The organism is Lacrimispora algidixylanolytica, assembly GCF_003609635.1.
Lineage (GTDB): Bacteria > Bacillota > Clostridia > Lachnospirales > Lachnospiraceae > Lacrimispora > Lacrimispora algidixylanolytica.
Window position 1 is genome coordinate 89,011 of sequence record NZ_MCIA01000023.1, and the last position, 16,948, is coordinate 105,958.

The 16,948-nt window shown below is 40.7% G+C and carries 14 protein-coding genes; 5 read left to right on the forward strand and 9 right to left on the reverse strand.

Features of this window, described 5'->3' with window-relative positions:
- Positions 1-262 precede the first annotated feature (262 nt).
- The 4 genes from BET01_RS12990 (at position 263) to BET01_RS13005 (ending at position 3,560) form a co-directional block, all read left to right on the forward strand.
- A complete protein-coding gene (locus BET01_RS12990) occupies positions 263-1,063 on the forward strand; it encodes an ABC transporter ATP-binding protein (protein WP_120197243.1) in 801 nt (266 codons plus the stop codon).
- A gap of 9 nt (positions 1,064-1,072) precedes the next feature.
- Entirely contained in the window at positions 1,073-1,876 is an 804-nt protein-coding gene (locus BET01_RS12995) for an ABC transporter permease (RefSeq protein ID WP_120197244.1), read from the forward strand.
- 14 nt (positions 1,877-1,890) lie between these two features.
- Positions 1,891-2,676, forward strand: a complete 786-nt coding sequence (locus BET01_RS13000) for an ABC transporter permease (RefSeq protein ID WP_120197245.1) — start codon at positions 1,891-1,893, stop codon at positions 2,674-2,676.
- 83 nt (positions 2,677-2,759) lie between these two features.
- Positions 2,760-3,560 (forward strand): class I SAM-dependent methyltransferase, encoded by an 801-nt coding sequence (locus BET01_RS13005; protein ID WP_120197246.1) that lies wholly within the window; start codon positions 2,760-2,762, stop codon positions 3,558-3,560.
- A 113-nt stretch (positions 3,561-3,673) separates the two neighbouring features.
- On the opposite strand, the gene BET01_RS13010 is transcribed toward BET01_RS13005, so the two are convergent.
- The 7 genes from BET01_RS13010 to BET01_RS13040 all read right to left on the reverse strand — a co-directional run bounded on the left by BET01_RS13010 (position 3,674) and on the right by BET01_RS13040 (position 14,233).
- Complete coding sequence (locus tag BET01_RS13010) at positions 3,674-4,618, reverse strand: glycoside hydrolase family 25 protein (RefSeq protein WP_120197247.1); 945 nt, start codon at positions 4,616-4,618, stop codon at positions 3,674-3,676.
- A 27-nt stretch (positions 4,619-4,645) separates the two neighbouring features.
- Complete coding sequence (ytvI, locus tag BET01_RS13015; RefSeq protein WP_207667615.1) at positions 4,646-5,788, reverse strand: sporulation integral membrane protein YtvI; 1,143 nt, start codon at positions 5,786-5,788, stop codon at positions 4,646-4,648.
- Between the two features lie 45 nt (positions 5,789-5,833).
- On the reverse strand, positions 5,834-6,892 hold the full coding sequence (gene hisC, locus BET01_RS13020) for a histidinol-phosphate transaminase (protein ID WP_120197249.1): 1,059 nt from the start codon (positions 6,890-6,892) through the stop codon (positions 5,834-5,836).
- Positions 6,889-8,097 carry a pyridoxal phosphate-dependent aminotransferase gene (locus BET01_RS13025; RefSeq protein WP_120197250.1) on the reverse strand — a complete coding sequence of 403 codons (1,209 nt, stop codon included), beginning with the start codon at positions 8,095-8,097 and terminating at the stop codon, positions 6,889-6,891. Before BET01_RS13025 ends, hisC begins: the two co-directional genes overlap by 4 nt.
- Before the next feature lie 82 nt (positions 8,098-8,179).
- On the reverse strand, positions 8,180-12,007 hold the full coding sequence (locus BET01_RS13030; protein ID WP_120197251.1) for an EAL domain-containing protein: 3,828 nt from the start codon (positions 12,005-12,007) through the stop codon (positions 8,180-8,182).
- A gap of 346 nt (positions 12,008-12,353) precedes the next feature.
- Positions 12,354-13,214 carry a diaminopimelate epimerase gene (gene dapF / locus BET01_RS13035; RefSeq protein ID WP_120197252.1) on the reverse strand — a complete coding sequence of 287 codons (861 nt, stop codon included), beginning with the start codon at positions 13,212-13,214 and terminating at the stop codon, positions 12,354-12,356.
- Complete coding sequence (locus tag BET01_RS13040) at positions 13,214-14,233, reverse strand: D-alanine--D-alanine ligase family protein (protein WP_120197387.1); 1,020 nt, start codon at positions 14,231-14,233, stop codon at positions 13,214-13,216. Before BET01_RS13040 ends, dapF begins: the two co-directional genes overlap by 1 nt.
- A gap of 144 nt (positions 14,234-14,377) precedes the next feature.
- On the opposite strand from BET01_RS13040, the gene BET01_RS13045 reads away from it, so the two are divergent.
- Entirely contained in the window at positions 14,378-15,229 is an 852-nt protein-coding gene (locus BET01_RS13045) for an AraC family transcriptional regulator (RefSeq protein ID WP_120197253.1), read from the forward strand.
- A gap of 53 nt (positions 15,230-15,282) precedes the next feature.
- Here the strand turns inward: BET01_RS13045 and BET01_RS13050 are convergent, their stop codons facing one another.
- Together BET01_RS13050 and BET01_RS22335 are read right to left on the reverse strand one after the other, a co-directional pair.
- Positions 15,283-16,536, reverse strand: a complete 1,254-nt coding sequence (locus BET01_RS13050) for a beta-galactosidase (RefSeq protein WP_330512859.1) — start codon at positions 16,534-16,536, stop codon at positions 15,283-15,285.
- Positions 16,475-16,945: a beta-galactosidase gene (locus tag BET01_RS22335; RefSeq protein ID WP_330512862.1), complete on the reverse strand. Its 471-nt coding sequence runs from the start codon at positions 16,943-16,945 to the stop codon at positions 16,475-16,477. The genes BET01_RS13050 and BET01_RS22335 overlap by 62 nt, the downstream gene beginning before the upstream one ends.
- Positions 16,946-16,948: the final 3 nt, after the last annotated feature.

Genomic DNA, 16,948 nt, shown 5'->3' on the forward strand with positions numbered 1-16,948 from the left:
GCCTGAACTTGACACCTTATTTTAACAGTGGTACACTAAGATTCCTTTTCTAATTCTATCATCACATCTAATTTCAGGAAAAGAGAATATTAATGCCACGGTAGAGTCCCCAGGAACATAATTCTGGAGAACAGCGCTTTCACTAACTGACTGCGCTCGCCGCTTGGAAAGATATTAGAACGCTCCAACCAGTTAAGACAGCTCCTACTGTCCGCTGCCGGAAGGATCACGTTCCCAAATATTACTACCAGGAGGAACTAACATGATTCAAGTGGAACACATGAACAAGACTTTTAAAGTCGCAAGAAGAAGCGCCGGCTTTTTAGAAGCTATGAAGGCACTTTTTCACAGAGAGAGTGAAACCATCCATGCTCTTTCCGATATCTCCTTTTTCATAGGAGATGGAGAGATGGTGGGCTATATCGGCCCGAATGGGGCAGGAAAAAGCTCTACCATTAAAATCTTAAGCGGAATTCTTACCCCGGATAACGGTACCTGTATCATTAATGGCCGCATCCCATGGAAGGAACGCAAAGAGCACGTAAAGGACATTGGCGTTGTATTCGGCCAAAGAACCCAGCTTTGGTGGGATGTCCCAATTATTGACTCTTATGAACTTCTCAAAGACATCTACGAAATCCCAACACAAACCTACGAAGAAAACTTAACAGAACTAACCAAACTTCTATCCCTTGGGGAGCTTTTAAAAACCCCAGCCAGACAATTATCCCTGGGGCAGAGAATGCGTTGTGAGATTGCCGCTTCTCTCCTTCACAGTCCAAAGATCTTGTTTCTTGATGAGCCTACCATTGGCCTTGATGCTGTTTCAAAGCTTGCGGTGAGGGAGTTTATTCGAAATCAGAACAAAAGGCATAACACCACGGTTCTCATTACCACTCATGATATGCAAGACATTGAGGCCCTGGCTGACCGGGTTTTATTGATCGGAAAAGGAACGCTTCTCCTTGATGGCTCCCTCTCTGACTTAATGAACCATCGGCCGAAAGAAGATGCTACCTTGGACGAAATCATCGCTACCCTTTACCGGGATTACGATATATAGGAGGCGTACATGAAAAAATACGGTTCTTTTTTTCGCATCCGTTTTATCAATGGTCTGCAGTACCGAATGGCCGCTCTTTCTGGAATAGCCACTCAGTTTATCTGGGGGATTATGGAGGTTCTTTTATTTCGTGCCTTTTATCAGGCATCTCCGGATAGCTTTCCAATGACCTTTCAAGCACTTTCCTCTTACATATGGCTTCAACAAGCATTTTTAGCTCTTTATCTCATCTGGTTCTGGGAATCCCAGTTATTTGATTCCATTACAAATGGAGATGTTGCTTATGAGCTATGTCGCCCGATTCGCCTCTATAACATGTGGTTTGTAAGGGGAATGGCTGTCCGTCTTTCAAAAGCTACACTACGGTCTTTTCCAGTTTTATTTTTTGCGTGGCTCTTGCCATCGCCTTATGGCCTTACCTTACCAGATAATTGGTACACATGGTTTTTCACCTTGCTTGCCATGACATTGGCATTTCTTCTTGTGGTAGCCTTTGGAATGATTGTTTATATGTCCGTTTTTTATACCATCTCGTCTCAGGGCGTCAAGCTATTAGCTTCCTCTGTATCTGAATTCTTAGGGGGAGCCGTAATACCTTTGCCTTTTTTGCCAGATAAGATAAGGGAAGTAGTCAATTTGCTTCCATTTGCATCTGCTCAGAACGTACCCTTTCGTATCTTTGGAGGAGATTTGGTGGGTAAGGAAATGTATCAAAGTCTTTTGATGCAGTGTTTTTGGCTCACTGTCTTTCTTTTGATTGGACGGGCCATGGAACAAAGGGCATTGAAACGTGTTGTCATTCAAGGGGGCTAAAAAGGAGGTATCTCATGAATTCATTTGGTTTATACAAAAAATATTGTCTCATTCATTTAAAATGTGTTATGCAGCATAAAGTATCTTTTTTCCTAACCACCTTTGGACTCTTCCTTATGTCCTTTAACATATTTCTGGGAGTCTATTTCATGATGATTCGGTTTCATCAGGTAAATGGATTTTCTTATCAGGAAGTGCTGCTTTGTTTTGCGATTACACTTATGTCTTTTACCATAGCAGAAGCATTCTTTCGAAGCCTGGATACCTTTGATTCCATCATTAGAAGCGGCGAATTTGACCGCATCCTTCTTCGCCCAAGGAATTGCCTATTCACTGTGATATGCAGCAAAATAGATTTTACAAGAATCGGGCGACTGTTGCAGACCATACTCATGTTTGTGTATGGTATTTTATTTAGCACCATACACTGGACTCTCTTCCGGATCATCGTCATTGTGTTAATGATTTTAAGCGGGATTATTGTGTTTGTCTCCATCTATCTTATATTTGCTTCCATCTGTTTTTTTACTCTGGAAGGGCTGGAATTTATGAATATATTTACTGACGGCGCCAGAGAATACGGGAAATACCCCATTGGGATCTATGGCAAAACCATTGTCACCATCTGTACCTACATCGTTCCCTTCTCCTTATTTCAGTATTATCCCTTTCTCTACTTAACCGGCAAAACGGAGAATGCATGGTATGGTCTATTGCCAATAGCCGGCTGTTTCTTTTTAATTCCTGCTATACTATTTTGGAGATTTGGATTATCCAGATATCAATCCTCCGGTTCTTGACATGAAAATACCAAGGGTATATAATGATTTTAATATAGTTAGTTGCAACTAATTGTTATGTGCACTCAAAAAGGAGGAGCATTATGTCTACAGAGCTTGGCGGAGTTATGGAAACACTATTAATCACACTTTATATTCGGGCAAAGGATGCCAAAAGTACAAATCCAGTTATCAACGACAGGAAAGCGGCTGAGATTGTAAAGAATATCGACTACGATTTTAAGAAGTTTGACAGTGGCACTTTATCTTATTACGCTGTGTTGGCACGAGCAAAGATGATGGATCAACAGGCAGCTGATTTTATTAAAAAGTATCCAGACTGCGTGGTGGTTTCTGTTGGTTGCGGCCTTGATACCAGATTTTCACGTGTGGATAACGGAATCCTACATTGGTATAACCTTGACTTTCCGCAGGTCATCGCTCAGCGTGAACGGTTCTTTGCACCCAATGACCGTGAAAAAAACATAGCGAAGTCGGCTCTGGACCCAACCTGGCCAGAAGATGTGAAAACAAACGGGAAGAAGCTTTTAATTATTTCAGAAGGTATGATGATGTATCTTAAGGAAGGGGAAGTGAAAGATTTTCTTCAGATATTAACAAATGGATTTGACCGCTTTGAAGCTCAGTTTGACCTTTTGTATAAAGGAATGGTCAACAAAGGGAATATACATGATACGGTTAAAAAGACAAATGCCCGTTTTAGCTGGGGTGTAAAGGATGGCAGTGAAATTACAATGCTTTGTCCAGTAATGAAACAGACAGGGCTCATTAATTTTACCGATGAACTAAAATATCTGATGCCAGGCATTAAAAAGCTATTGATTCCCTTTCTATACATAACAAATGACAGACTTGGGATATATCAATTTAAAAAGGCACAATGAGTGAAGACGATATGATGCTTCAATTTGAACCATATGATAAGGCCACCCAAATGGGTAGCCTTATGCTTTACAGGGAGTTTGTATGTGAATCATGCTATCTTCCTGCTTCCTATCTACTTAGTGACTGTTCCATCTGATCCAAAGCGAAAGGTCGCTCCATCTATTACCATATCAGTATCATGAGCCATAACTCCGTTCTGATCCAGGTAATACCGTTTTCCCTCCAGTTGAATCCAACCAGTCTGTTTTCGGTAATTCTTCATGTAATACTGATTTCCGTCAATGGTTTTCCAACCATCTGGGGAAATCAGGCCATTGTAATCTTTAAAGGAGAACTCAATGGTCACATCTCCCTCGATCCCAGCCACTCGTCCCTGGTCCGTACACTGCCATATGGTTCGGTTTTTGCAGTCATTTATTGTGCCATATCTTGCATACCAGACGTCGTATGGAATCTTACTCATATCAATGTGGTAATTAAGCCACTTATTGTTGGCATATACAATGGGGCGATACCCTGCATCAGTAATAATCTTACAAAAAGCATTGATATTATCCGTAATCTGTTGTCTGGTCAAATGATTGTCCAACAAGTACTGAGATTCTACATCATAAGCAACTGGGTAGGAAATTGGTAAATCCTTGATTTCACGGAGCACATATCTTGCCTCTTCTTCTGCTGTCATCACATCCAGTGCCTGAGTGTAAAAAAATACCCCTGTTTTAATTCCACTCTTTGCTGCATTTGTCATATTAACAACATAGAAAGGATCCTCATCATTAAGATAACCAAGTCGTATCATAGCAAAGGATACACCCGACTGAGCTACCTTATTCCAGTCAATCCCACCACTGGCTTCATTTTGGCGGTTCTGGTATTTAGAAACCGTAATTCCCTTTTCCAAAGCACCGTCGATGGGTTTTCCTGACGCATCTATATACTGACCATTTTCCTGGCTCCAAGCTTCTCCTGAAAATCCATTCATAGGTGTGGCAATTACAGTTGAGGTCACAAGGCCTGTTATGATACCTACGGCAATCCTCATTCTTAAGTTCATGTTATCATTTCCCCCAAATAAAACTATTTATTCTTCTTTATCCGGCTCTTTCCGGAACACATTGATATCATGAATCAATGTCCTAACACTGCTTAATAGCAAATCAAATGTTCCAAATTCATACAAACTAAGAAACAGCATTCCAATGGGAACCGCTAAAATCATTCCTGCAATTCCACTTATTTTAAATCCCAGATATAAAAACAGCAACGTCATAAGAGGGTCTAGACCCATGGTATCCCCAACGATCTTTGGCTGTATGATCTGTCTTAACACAAGTGTCAGCACGTATATGGCAACAAGTCCAAGTCCAAAAGCGTATTCGCCTGATACCATACGAACCAATGCCCAAGGAATTAAGATAGTACCCGTTCCAAGGATGGGAAGAAAATCAAGAAAAGCGATAATCACTGCAAGTAAAAGAGCATAATCGACTCCGAGCACCAAAAAACCTACTGCTAAAACAGTGCCGATGATAAACATAATCTTAAACTGTGCCAGAAAATAGCCACTTACCAGATGTTTGACATCCTTTTTGAAATAGCTATAATATCTGGTTCCGCCTTTGGGAATGTAGCGATGAACAAACTCCATGATCTTATCTCGATCAACAATGAAGAGATAAGAAGAAAAGATTGTCACAATAATATAGACAAGGGCTGCTGGAATGCTTTTCACCACGCTGCCTGCTGCCATGACGGTTGGAGATGCAATCTTTTGAACTGCCACATTCAGATATTGCTCGATATGAGCAAAAAACTGATTGACGGATTCCTGCATTCCCTGAGGTAAAAACTTTAAAAGTCCCTGTACACTTAATAGAAACTTCTGAATCTCTACCCAGGCCATCTCATAATACTGAGGAACGTGTTCAACAAAACCAATGGTTTCATAAATAAGTTTGGAAATCAGAAAATAAAGTGCCGCTATAATAAGAGTAAGTACACCTACCACAATCAGCACAGAACTATGCTTCCTAACGATCTTTAAACGTTTTTCAAAAAAACGCACCAAAGGATTGGCTATCACCGAGATGACCCAGCCAATCACAAAAGGCAAAAAAAACTTTATCACCCTTGGTCCCCATACACAGATTAAGTATAGGAATAGGATTGGTATTACAATATTCAATATTAGTTTCAAATATTTTTTCATAGAATCCAATTTCATCACCTATCTATATTATACTATCCCAGGAACCTTCTGGCAAATAAATTAATTCGAAAGAAAAACCTCTAAAAATGCAAATAACTGCCTCATCTCTTCCTCGGTGCCAATGGTAATTCGTAGATAATTGTCAAGTCTTGGCAGATTAAAGTACCGTACAAAGATACGATTTTCTCGAAGGGCTTTATAAATATCTTCCGCTCTTCTCTCCTTATGAGAGGCAAAGATGAAATTTGTCATAGAATCCGGAAAGATAAAACCGAGTTTAGAAAGACTTACTTTTGCTTCTTCTCTAGTCTTTATGATTTTATCAAGGCATTCTTTGAAATATTTGTCATCCTTAACGGCTTCCACTCCCAATATCAGGGAAGGCATATTCATGGTATAAGAGTTATAGGAATACTTCACATTATTCATGGCACGAATCAAGTCCGGATGTCCGATGGCATATCCGATTCTAATACCGGCTAAGGAGCGGGATTTGCTAAATGTCTGCACCACAAGAAGGTTTTCATACTTTTTAGTAAGTTCCATAGCACTTTTGCCACCAAAATCAATATATGCTTCATCAATGATAATCACAGAATTTTGATTATGTGCAATCAGCTCTTCTATCTCTTCAAGGGGCATAAAAAGACCAGTGGGAGCATTGGGATTTGGGAATATGATTCCCCCATTTGCCTTATAATAATCTTCTTTCCGAATGCTAAAATCTTCTTGAAGTACTGGTGTCTCATAGGGAATCTGGAATAGATCCGCCCAAACCTTATAAAAAGAGTAACTCACATCGGGAAATAGGATAGGAAGCTCTGAATTAAAAAAGGTGAGGAAAGCCATGGCAATTACATCATCAGAACCAACACCTACAAATACCTCATCTTCCCCAACCTGGTAATATTGTGAAAGCGCACTTACCAAATCAGAAGCTGTTGGATCTGGATATTTGCGAAATGGATCATAGTCCATCTCCTTCAATGCTTGTTTAACCCCAGGTGCTGGCGGGTATGGGTTTTCATTGGTATTAAGTTTTACCAGATCCATACCTTTTGGCTGCTCTCCAGGTACATATGGGGCAACCTTTCTTATATTCTCTTTCCAGTGTCTCATCTATTCTCCTCCTTCTTTCCCCCAAGTCCATACGCTACTGCGATTTTTTCAAAGACTGGAAGGGAACGAAGAATCTGATCATAAGAAACACAGTATGCGATTCGGACATAGGATGGACAGGCAAAGGAACTTCCTGGTACCATAAGAACTCTGTGCTCCTTGCAGAACTGGCAGAATTCTTTATCGTCTACAGGAGTCTTAACAAACAGATAGAAGGCACCCTCCGGTTTAATGCACTCAAATCCATATTCTGTTAAATGACCATAAAGTAGCTCACGGTTTCGATTATATGACTCTAAATCCACCTGCTCGTCCACGCAGCGCATAATCACCCGCTGCATAAGGGAAGGAGCATTGACGCAACCAAGCACACGATTGGCAATGGATGCGGCGGCAGACAATTCTTGAAAATCATCCATTTCATCTGGAATGACAAGATACCCAATCCTTTCTCCAGGAAGAGAGAGGGATTTGCTGTAGGAGTAACAAACGATAGTATTGTGATAAAAAGGTGTCACATAAGGAACTTTAGCCCCATCATAAGCAAGCTCTCTGTAAGGCTCATCGGAAATCAACACTATGGATTTGCCATACTCCTTTTCCTTCTCCTTCATGATCCGGGCGATGCTTTCTAACGTCTCAGAAGAATAAATAACACCACTTGGATTATTGGGGGAGTTAATAATAACTGCCTTTGTTTTATTTGTAATACGAAGCTCAAATTCTTTCAGGTCTGGCTGAAACGTTTTTGTATCAGGCGGTACCACGGACAGTACACCATCATAATTCCTTACATAAGAACCATACTCCATAAAATAAGGAGCAAACACCACTACCTCATCTCCTGGATTTAGTATGGTCTTAAATATAACGTTCATGCCGCTGGCCGCACCAACCGTCATCAGTATGTTTTCCAAACGAAAACCAGTCCCAAACCGTCTGTTTAAAGAATGGGCGATGGCATCTCTCACGTCCTCGTAACCGGCATTGCTCATATAACCATGTACTAAGGTTGACTCTTCCTCATTAAGGATATCCAAAATGGCCTTATTAACTGCCAAAGGAGCCGGTACATTGGGATTTCCCAAGCTAAAATCATATACGTTTTCACGTCCGTATAATGCTGCCAGTTTTTTTCCTTCCTCAAACATGGCACGGATGGCGGAATTGTTTTCTACGAGAGGTCTCATCTTGTCTGATATCATTATCGTTACCTTCCTTTATCCTGAAATGGTTTTACGGAAATTATATCACAAGTACTCATAGTGGTCTATGCTATTTAATACTTTAATTCATTAAATCAAGGTTGTCACTGAGAGTTCCTCTCACCTTTACAAAACAGGTATTAAACTCTTTCTCACTTATCCCAATCATGGCAAATGCTCCTCTTACAGGCTGGAAGTTTCTTTTTTCTTCCCCTGACATGTCTTGATTTAAACTTTTTGTGATTCCACTGACTTTCATCTCTATATCACATTCCCGAATGTTTTTACAAAGCACAACTACCTCATACCCACCATTTAAGCAGAGCAAATCCTCCTGCCGGAAAAAGCGTTTCAAGCGTTTTACCTGTTTGGAAAACAGAGTCCTCGCATTCTTAGCCTCCTGACCGTTTTGGTTTTTCGGGCAACTCATTACAAAAACTGCCAAGGATGAAGTCTGGAATCTTTCACGCTCCAAATACTCTTTTAATCGTTCTTGAAATCCCATGCGATCCAAGACCCCATTTACTTCAGTAGGCAACCATAATTCCTGAGAGTCAAGTCTAAGAGTCGTCCCTTTGCTATCATTCCATATCGTGCGGTAGGCTTCCATATCCTTCCTATCTATCATAACTCCATAAAGGGTGCTATCGTCTTTGACCGATAACCTGAAGTTGGATAGGACTGTAATAAAGCCCGCCTTCGTCTGTACCCGATACTGAAAATCCCACAAAGTAACTCCTGGGCTAAGTTCCTCTGACATTCTAAGGATGGCTTCCCTGTCATCAGGATGAACCATCTCTAGAAAGCTTCCCTGGAACTTTGCAGCCAGCTCTTCTCTTTTATGTTCTGTGATATCATGAAAGCGGGAGCTGGTATACTTAAATTTCATGGCTTTGCCTTTGCTGCATCTAAAATATCCACCAGGGATTCCTGAGCTTAAAAAATCCAGCTCGTCCTCCTTCTTTTCAAGTACTTCAACGGTATGCTTAAGCTTCTGTTCCGCAAGAACTGTATTGGTAATATCCATGCAAGCGCTTACCACTGCCAGTCGACCATCTTCAGCCTGAACTGTACGACCCTTGGTCATAATCCACAGATAACTTCCATCCTGCTTTCTGATCCGATGTCTGAGATTATATTCCATACCAGGATCATTACAGCAAAGAATGACTTCCCGTATGAGGCCCCTGTCGTCGGGGTGAATGATCTCAACTAGTTTTTCTCCAATGTCTCTTGAAAATCTTTCATAAGAATCGTATCCCATGAGACTTAACATCTCGTTATTGGCAAAGTAAAGAGGCAGATCTTTTTCACAATATACGCCTAGAAGACCACCTGGAGCAGCCTGGGCAAAAATGGCACTTGCCGCCCACTGGTTCTCCTCCGCCAGATTGTCAAAAGAAAGATTGCGTCCGGCAAGCTTTAATACCTCACTTAGCATTTTCTGAGAATCTTCCAACTTTTTTCTTTGTTTCATTTGTTCTGTGGCATCTTGGACCGTTCCATAATAGAGCCGGTGTTCATCCTGTTCTCTTAAGAAGAATACACGCAGATGCACCCACATCAATTCTCCACTTAACCTGTAACGCCTAAAAATACCTTCCGCTCCATGGACCGGATTCTTATATGCGTTTTCAAAGATACGCAGTACCCAGTCAATGTCATCTTTATAGACCTTGTGAAGCATGAATTTCCCGCGATCCCCTCCATCAACCGGATTATCTCCGGTAATGCGGTAATACTCTTCATTCACCCTGAGTACCTCGCAGTGATCTTCATACACATCATATAAGGCAATTGCCCCCAGCATGTTATTTAACATTGCCTCGCTGGTGATATCTTCGTTAAACAGATCTTCCAACTTAAGCTGCTTCATCTGCCTCGCCTGAATGCCTCTATAATCTAGATTCTTCTCATTCTTTAAAAGCACCTCCACATCTTTAACCGCCATCGGTTTATAATAATAATAACCTTGTCCGTAGATGCAGCCGATGTTAATTAAGAAATCAGCCTGTTCCTTTTCTTCTATTCCTTCTGCGATCACCTTAAATTGCATAACCCTGGCCATTCTTACTATGGTTTCCAGAATTCCCATGCCCCGTTTGATGCTGTTTTCATTCATATCCAGAAACTTGGTATCAATCTTTATTACATCCACATTTACATCTTTTAACATGTTAAGGGAAGAATAACCACTCCCAAAGTCATCCATAAATACAGGGAAACCCGCACGTCTAAGATCTTCCACTACTTTACGAATGAGATCGTAATCCTCAGCATATGCACTTTCCGTAATTTCAATTTCCAGTAATTTGGGATCTATCTCATATTTCTCTGCCAGCTCCTTAAAGGTCTCAACCACATTGATGCCGTAAAGATCCATACGAGACATATTAACCGAAACAGGCACTGGTACAATTCCCGACTTAATCCAGATGCTTAGCTGTTGACAGACCATCTCCCAGATATAAATATCAAGGTGTGTAATAAATCCATTTCGCTCCAATAAGGGAATGAATTCACCCGGTGTAATGATTCCCTTTTTTGGATGGTTCCACCGTACTAAGGATTCCATGCCAACGATCTTCCCGGTTAACATATTACACTGAGGCTGTGCATAAAAAATAAACTCTTTATTTTCAAGGGCAGTCTGAATCTCAGATAAGAGAACCTGGTCATTTTCCATCTTACGCTTCATACCAGGATCATACCATCCCATTCTCTTTGCATAATTGCCTTTTACGGAATTCAGTGCGATAATTGCCCTGTCGTACATGGTGCTGACTGTTATGTCCCTTTCCTCGATGCAGTAAATGCCAAAAGCAGGCAGAAACCCCGCATTCCCCCCATATTGTCTGGCATAGCATTTAATCTCTTCTTCCAGCTCTTTTAAAAGCTCAGAATCCTGGGGCTGAATGATGACAAAGTCATCTCCTCCCATGTAGCCTGCTATGGTATCACGTGTAGCTTCCATCTTTATTAAATGCTCACTGATTTTTATTAAAAAGCGATCCCCTTCTTCTTCTCCGTACCATTCATTATAGAGTTTAAAATGCTCGATATCGATAGCAATCATAAAAAAGTGTTCATGTGGTCGTTGCTCTAAAAACTGCCTTGCTCTATCAAAAAATGGACCATATCTTAAGAGACCCGTCAAAGAGTCGGTTTCATCTCTCTTCGCCTGTTGCTGCTTCTGCTCCTCTTCCTTCTTTTTCAAATTGTCCACGTCTTTTACATAACACATTACAAGGGATTCATCTCGAAGTTCATCAAGAAATAAAACCACAGTCAGACTGACCCAACGATAATTACCATCTAAAAGCTGTCTACGAAATTCCCCTTTTAAAATCTTCTCACTCTTATTAAGGCGATCAAACAAAGTGAGCCGATCCCAGAATTTCAAAAACTCCTCCCTGTCATTTGGGTGAACCATGGTTCTGAGCACCTCAGCATACATAGGAAGTAGTTCTCCCTCTTCTTGGGGAAGCTTAAATTTGTCCTTCTCACTAAAAATAATTTTATATGTATTTGAAATCAGATTCAGTTCAAATAATTCTTCATATGTTGTATTATTTGTAAGGCTATAAAACAGGCTTTTATTCTGTTCGCCAACAGGGCAAAACATAATTAACCTGCTCCCCGGATATCCCGGCCAGTCGATATGACCTGAGGATAGATTCAGCCACAGCTTGGAGGCAGCATCATAAAATATCACTTGTCCAGTATTATTTAACACTCCCGGACAGACCTTACAAGGAACCGAATTTTTCCCTAATTCCTCATAACAGTACATTCCTGCTTTCAGATTGGGATAATATGTTCTTGCCATATCATTCATATAAATGATCCGGTATTCCTGGTCAATGATGTAGATACCGGCCTCTCCATTATCAGCCGACATTTGATTCATACGTTCCCGCCTCTCCTGCATCTCATTAACTACGCACCTACTAAATTATTGTTTATTATAGTATGAAAACGATGGTTCCGTCAACAGATTCACAAAGGGATTGAATAGTATTTTTATGCACTTTTTTGACGTTTTACTCGATTTTATGCAAATATATAAGTAAAATACAAATAAATTTGTAAGAAATACGACACTCAAATTAAAAAGCCAGTGCATATCATGCGTTGAAAATTCCATACATTTTTTTTGAGTTAGAGTCCACAAAAACCAGCCACGTGTCTGGCAGGGCTTATGTCCTGTTTTTCCACATGACTGGTTCTATTTCCAGGTAGTAACATTCACTCATTTATTGAAGGGATTTTAGCTGCTCCGCCATCTCATGGGAAAGGATAAACCTGCCCACATATCCTACTTCTCCGGTCATTAGTACATTTTCATTTTCTTCAATTTCTACCTCTAATACACCGCCTGGCATATGAACATACATCTTAGGATCTGTAAGTCCCATCCGATATGCTGCTCCGGCTGCTGCACAACCACTGGTACCAGAAGCGAGGGTATACCCGGCACCTCTTTCATAGATTTCAATTTCTATGTTTGTACGGTCTAAAACCTTTAATAGCTGGGTGTTAACTTTTTCTGGGAAACAATCAGCAGATTCTGAATGTTTTCCGATCCGGCATACCAGATCTTTTGAAATGTCATTTAACCAGATTACGCAATGAGGATTGCCTATGTTTACGCAGGTAACCCGATAAGGAATGCTACCAAACATCATAGTTTCATTGAGCACCTCTCTTCTTGGTCCTGTTACGGGAATTTCATCACTGTAAAAGCTCAATTTTCCCATGGAAACCTTAATTCTGGTTCCTTCTTCATTTAAGTACTGTAAGGTTTGCTGCCCGCTTAATGTATTGATGGTAAAACGATTTTTTTGTACATATCCAGCGTCTTTTAAGTATTTTCCAAAAATTCTAACTCCATTACCGCTAATTTCTGCTTCACTTCCATCGGGATTAAGGATTTTTACTTCCAGCTTATCATTCCCAAGGATAGGTCCTACTAAGAGTCCATCAGATCCCACTCCAAAGTTTCGGTTACAGATTAACCTGATATTTTCTGTTGTTAGCTCCAGGTCGTTTTTATTAGGATCAAAGATCAGGTAATCATTCCCCAGTCCATGGTATTTTTCCAAAGTTATATTCATTATAAAACTCCTCTCCAATGATTGGCTATATCGTCGCATAAATCAGCATATGAAATTCCAGCAGCCAGGGCTTCCTGAGGAAGAAGACTAAAGGGAGTCATACCTGGCAGTGTGTTTGCTTCCAGACAGTAAATGTTTCCGTTCTCTTCCATTAAAAAATCTATTCTGGAATAATATCCAAGTCCAAGAGCCTCGTGAACGTTAAGTGCCAACCGCTCCATCTCATCCGCTCTTTTCTTTATGATGTTTGCAGGACAGATTTCCTCTGTTCTATCTGACTGATACTTATTTTCATAATCATAAAATCCAGATTTAGGAATGATCTCTATGGCCGGCAACGCCTTTCCCCCTAGAACTCCTACAGAGAACTCTCTACCGGTTATTTTTACCTCAGCCAGTATCCGCTCTTCATACTTAAAAGCGGTACGAAGTGCTTCTTCCCACTGGCTTTGATCCTCAACCATAATAACTCCTACACTGGATCCGCCGCCGCATGGCTTTGCGACACACGGGAAAGAAAAGGATTCCATAGCCTTTTCTTTTGTATATAGCTTCCAATCTGGAGTCGGTATACCAGACGCCCGCATTATTAGCTTTGCCAGATGCTTATCCATGGCTTGTAAACAGCCCGCATAGTCCGATCCTGTATAAGAAATTCCATGGGCATCCAGTACTGCCTGCATCTGACCATTCTCCCCTGCTCCTCCATGAAGAGCAAGAAACACCACATCTGCGAGACTGCAAATTTCAATCACACGGTTTCCTATAAAACCACGTTCCTGAGTAATATCAGTTAAATGCTTTAAATCCGGAGCATTTTTCCCAATCTGATGATAATAGTTTCCACCATCCTTTTGGCTTTTAAACCAAACCTCTTCGTTATCAGCCACTCCTAAATAAGAATCCACAAGGCAGACATTATGACCTTTCTCTATTAGTGCATTGGTTATCATTGCACCTGAGGATAAGGACACTTCCCGTTCAGGACTGTATCCACCTGCCAATACTACAATTTTCAATGTAATCATCCTTCTTCTTGTTGTGATCATCGGTTATATAGTTTAATTATATACAGCACTATTTATCATTTCTACCAAAATAATGCTTTTTATATTGCAGATTGTGTTGTATTATAAAAAGAGCGAAAGGAGGTAACTTTACCTATGGACAATTATGAAAAACGAGGATATTTAAACAGTGATTTCAAGTTATTTCATCTCCTTGATACAAAAAAGCAGGATTTTGAATACCACTACCATGATTTTGACAAAATTATTATCTTCATCCAGGGAGACGTGACTTACCGGATCGAAGGCTGTGCATATAAACTGGAGCCCTATGACATTTTACTGGTAAACCATAATGACATCCATAAGCCAGATATTGACCCGTCTGTCCCATATGAGAGGATCATCGTATACTTATCTCCTGGCTTTTTACAGGCTTACCAGTCAGACAGTTATGATTTAAGTACCTGCTTTAAAAAATCAAAAGAACTCCATTCCCATGTACTTCGGCTTCATTCCATGGAGAAAAGCAGTTTATACCGTACACTGACAGACCTTGAATATGACTGCACCCATGACGGTTATGCCAGAGATTTATACTGCCAGGTATTGTTTCTGGAGTTTATGATCCAGATTAACAGGGCCTCTCTGACCAATCTTGTGACGTACCTGCCTCCTGCTACCGGAGATCATAGGATAATAGCGATTATGGATTTTATCAACAGCCACTTAATAGATGATATGACCGTAGATACCATTGCAGAATCCTGTTTTATCAGTCGGTATCATTTGATGCATTTGTTCAAGGACGAGACTGGATATACCCTTTTTGATTATATTACTGAAAAGCGGCTTCTCCTTGCAAGAGATTTACGAAAGACCGGGATATCGGTAACGGAAGCTTGCTTTCGGAGTGGCTTTAAAAATTACTCCACCTTTTCACGCGCTTATAAAAAACATTTTCACGCCTCTCCTTCAGAAACGATAAAAGACAATCCCCCCATATAAACAGCTTCAATCGGGGGGATTGTCAAACTTTGATAGAACTAATCATGCTATTATTATTTAACTTTCTTCATAACAACAGTGGATAAACCATCCAGCTTCTCCCCTTTTGTCCCATAAACAATCTTATAACCTTTTTGTGGTAAGATCATCTTGACTGCTTGGGAATTAAAGTTCTGAACGATCAGATACATTGCCTTATCCGATTCTCTTGTTGTCACTTCAACGCCTTCCGGAATAAATGAAAGTGGTTTTTCAATGCCTTCTTCCTTCAGAACCGTCTCCAGAAAATCCGTATAGAACGCTTCTTCCATATCTGCGCATACATAATACATCTTCCCTTTTCCATATTGATTGCAGGTCAAAACCGGAAACCCTTTGTAAAAATCTCTTTCATAGGTCATAAGAACCTCAGCACTTGAAACCTTCACCAATTCACACAGCTTCCTGCAGATGTAGTTTTTATTTAGGAAAAGTGAGTTATTCTCTTTCGGAATAGCTATATTTTCTTCTTCGTCATAAAGTCCATCAATCTCTGTTTTTCTAAAGCCCAATACATCGGTTAAATTCCCCGGAGTCTCTCCTAAGAAGCAGCAATCCGTATCGTCTACAACACCCGACCAAAAGGTCATAACAGCCGTCCCGCCATTTTCCACAAACGCCCTTATCTTATTCTCAATTCCTGCACGGAACATATAAAGCATAGGAATTAATATAATACGGTAATCTTGTAATTCTTCATCCATATCAATGATATCGGTATTAAGTCCCTGCCTGCGAAGGGCTGCATACATTTTGTCCACCGTTTCTTTGTATGGCATCCCACAGTTTCTTGGTCCTTGGGCATCTGTAAGGGCCCATCTGTTTTCCGTATCATACAGCAGTGCTGCCTTCGATTTTTGTACGGTTTCTCTCAATTGAGCAAGTTCGAAAAGCGCATCCCCCACCTGACAAACCTCCCTAAAAACTCTTGTGTCTTCTCCTCCGTAATGGTCGATTACCGCTCCATGGAACTTCTCAGAGGCCCCACGGCTTTGACGCATTTGAAAGTATAATGCGCTGTCAGAACCATGGGCAATGGCCTGCAAAGAGGCTGCACGAAGAATGCCTGGCTTTCTTAATTTACTTACATCCTGCCAATTAGTAGATGAGGGAGATGACTCCATTAACAGAAATGGCTTTTTTAATAAACTGCGCATAAAATCATGCTGCAGCGCAGTCTCTCTTGCCGTCTCTATCTCCGGCTTCCTATGCCATTCCGGGTAACTGTCCCAGTAAAACCCCCGGATGATTTCCCAATTCCTTTGCAAGAAACTGATTGATATCCCAAACCTTTCTGCGGTAAATGGCAGAAGTATAACAATGATTATGACGGCCGCCAAAAAGCTCCCTCTCCCGTTTTGCATTCACACGAAGAACTTCCGGATATCTTTTCGCCAGCCACTGCGGCCTTGCTCCTGAAGGGGTACCAAGAATTGTATGTATTCCATTTGCATACATTTTATCCACAAGTTTTAAAAGCCAATCGATTTGATACGTTCCTTCTTTTGGTTCCAATGAACTCCATGAAAACATCCCGACTGTAATAACATTAATGTTTGCTTTCAAGAAAAATTCCAGGTCTTTTTCCAGGATTTCCGGAGAATCCAACCATTGCTCCGGATTGTAGTCACCCCCATGCAGTAGTTTACCAAATCTGTTTTTCCCACTCTTCTCCATATT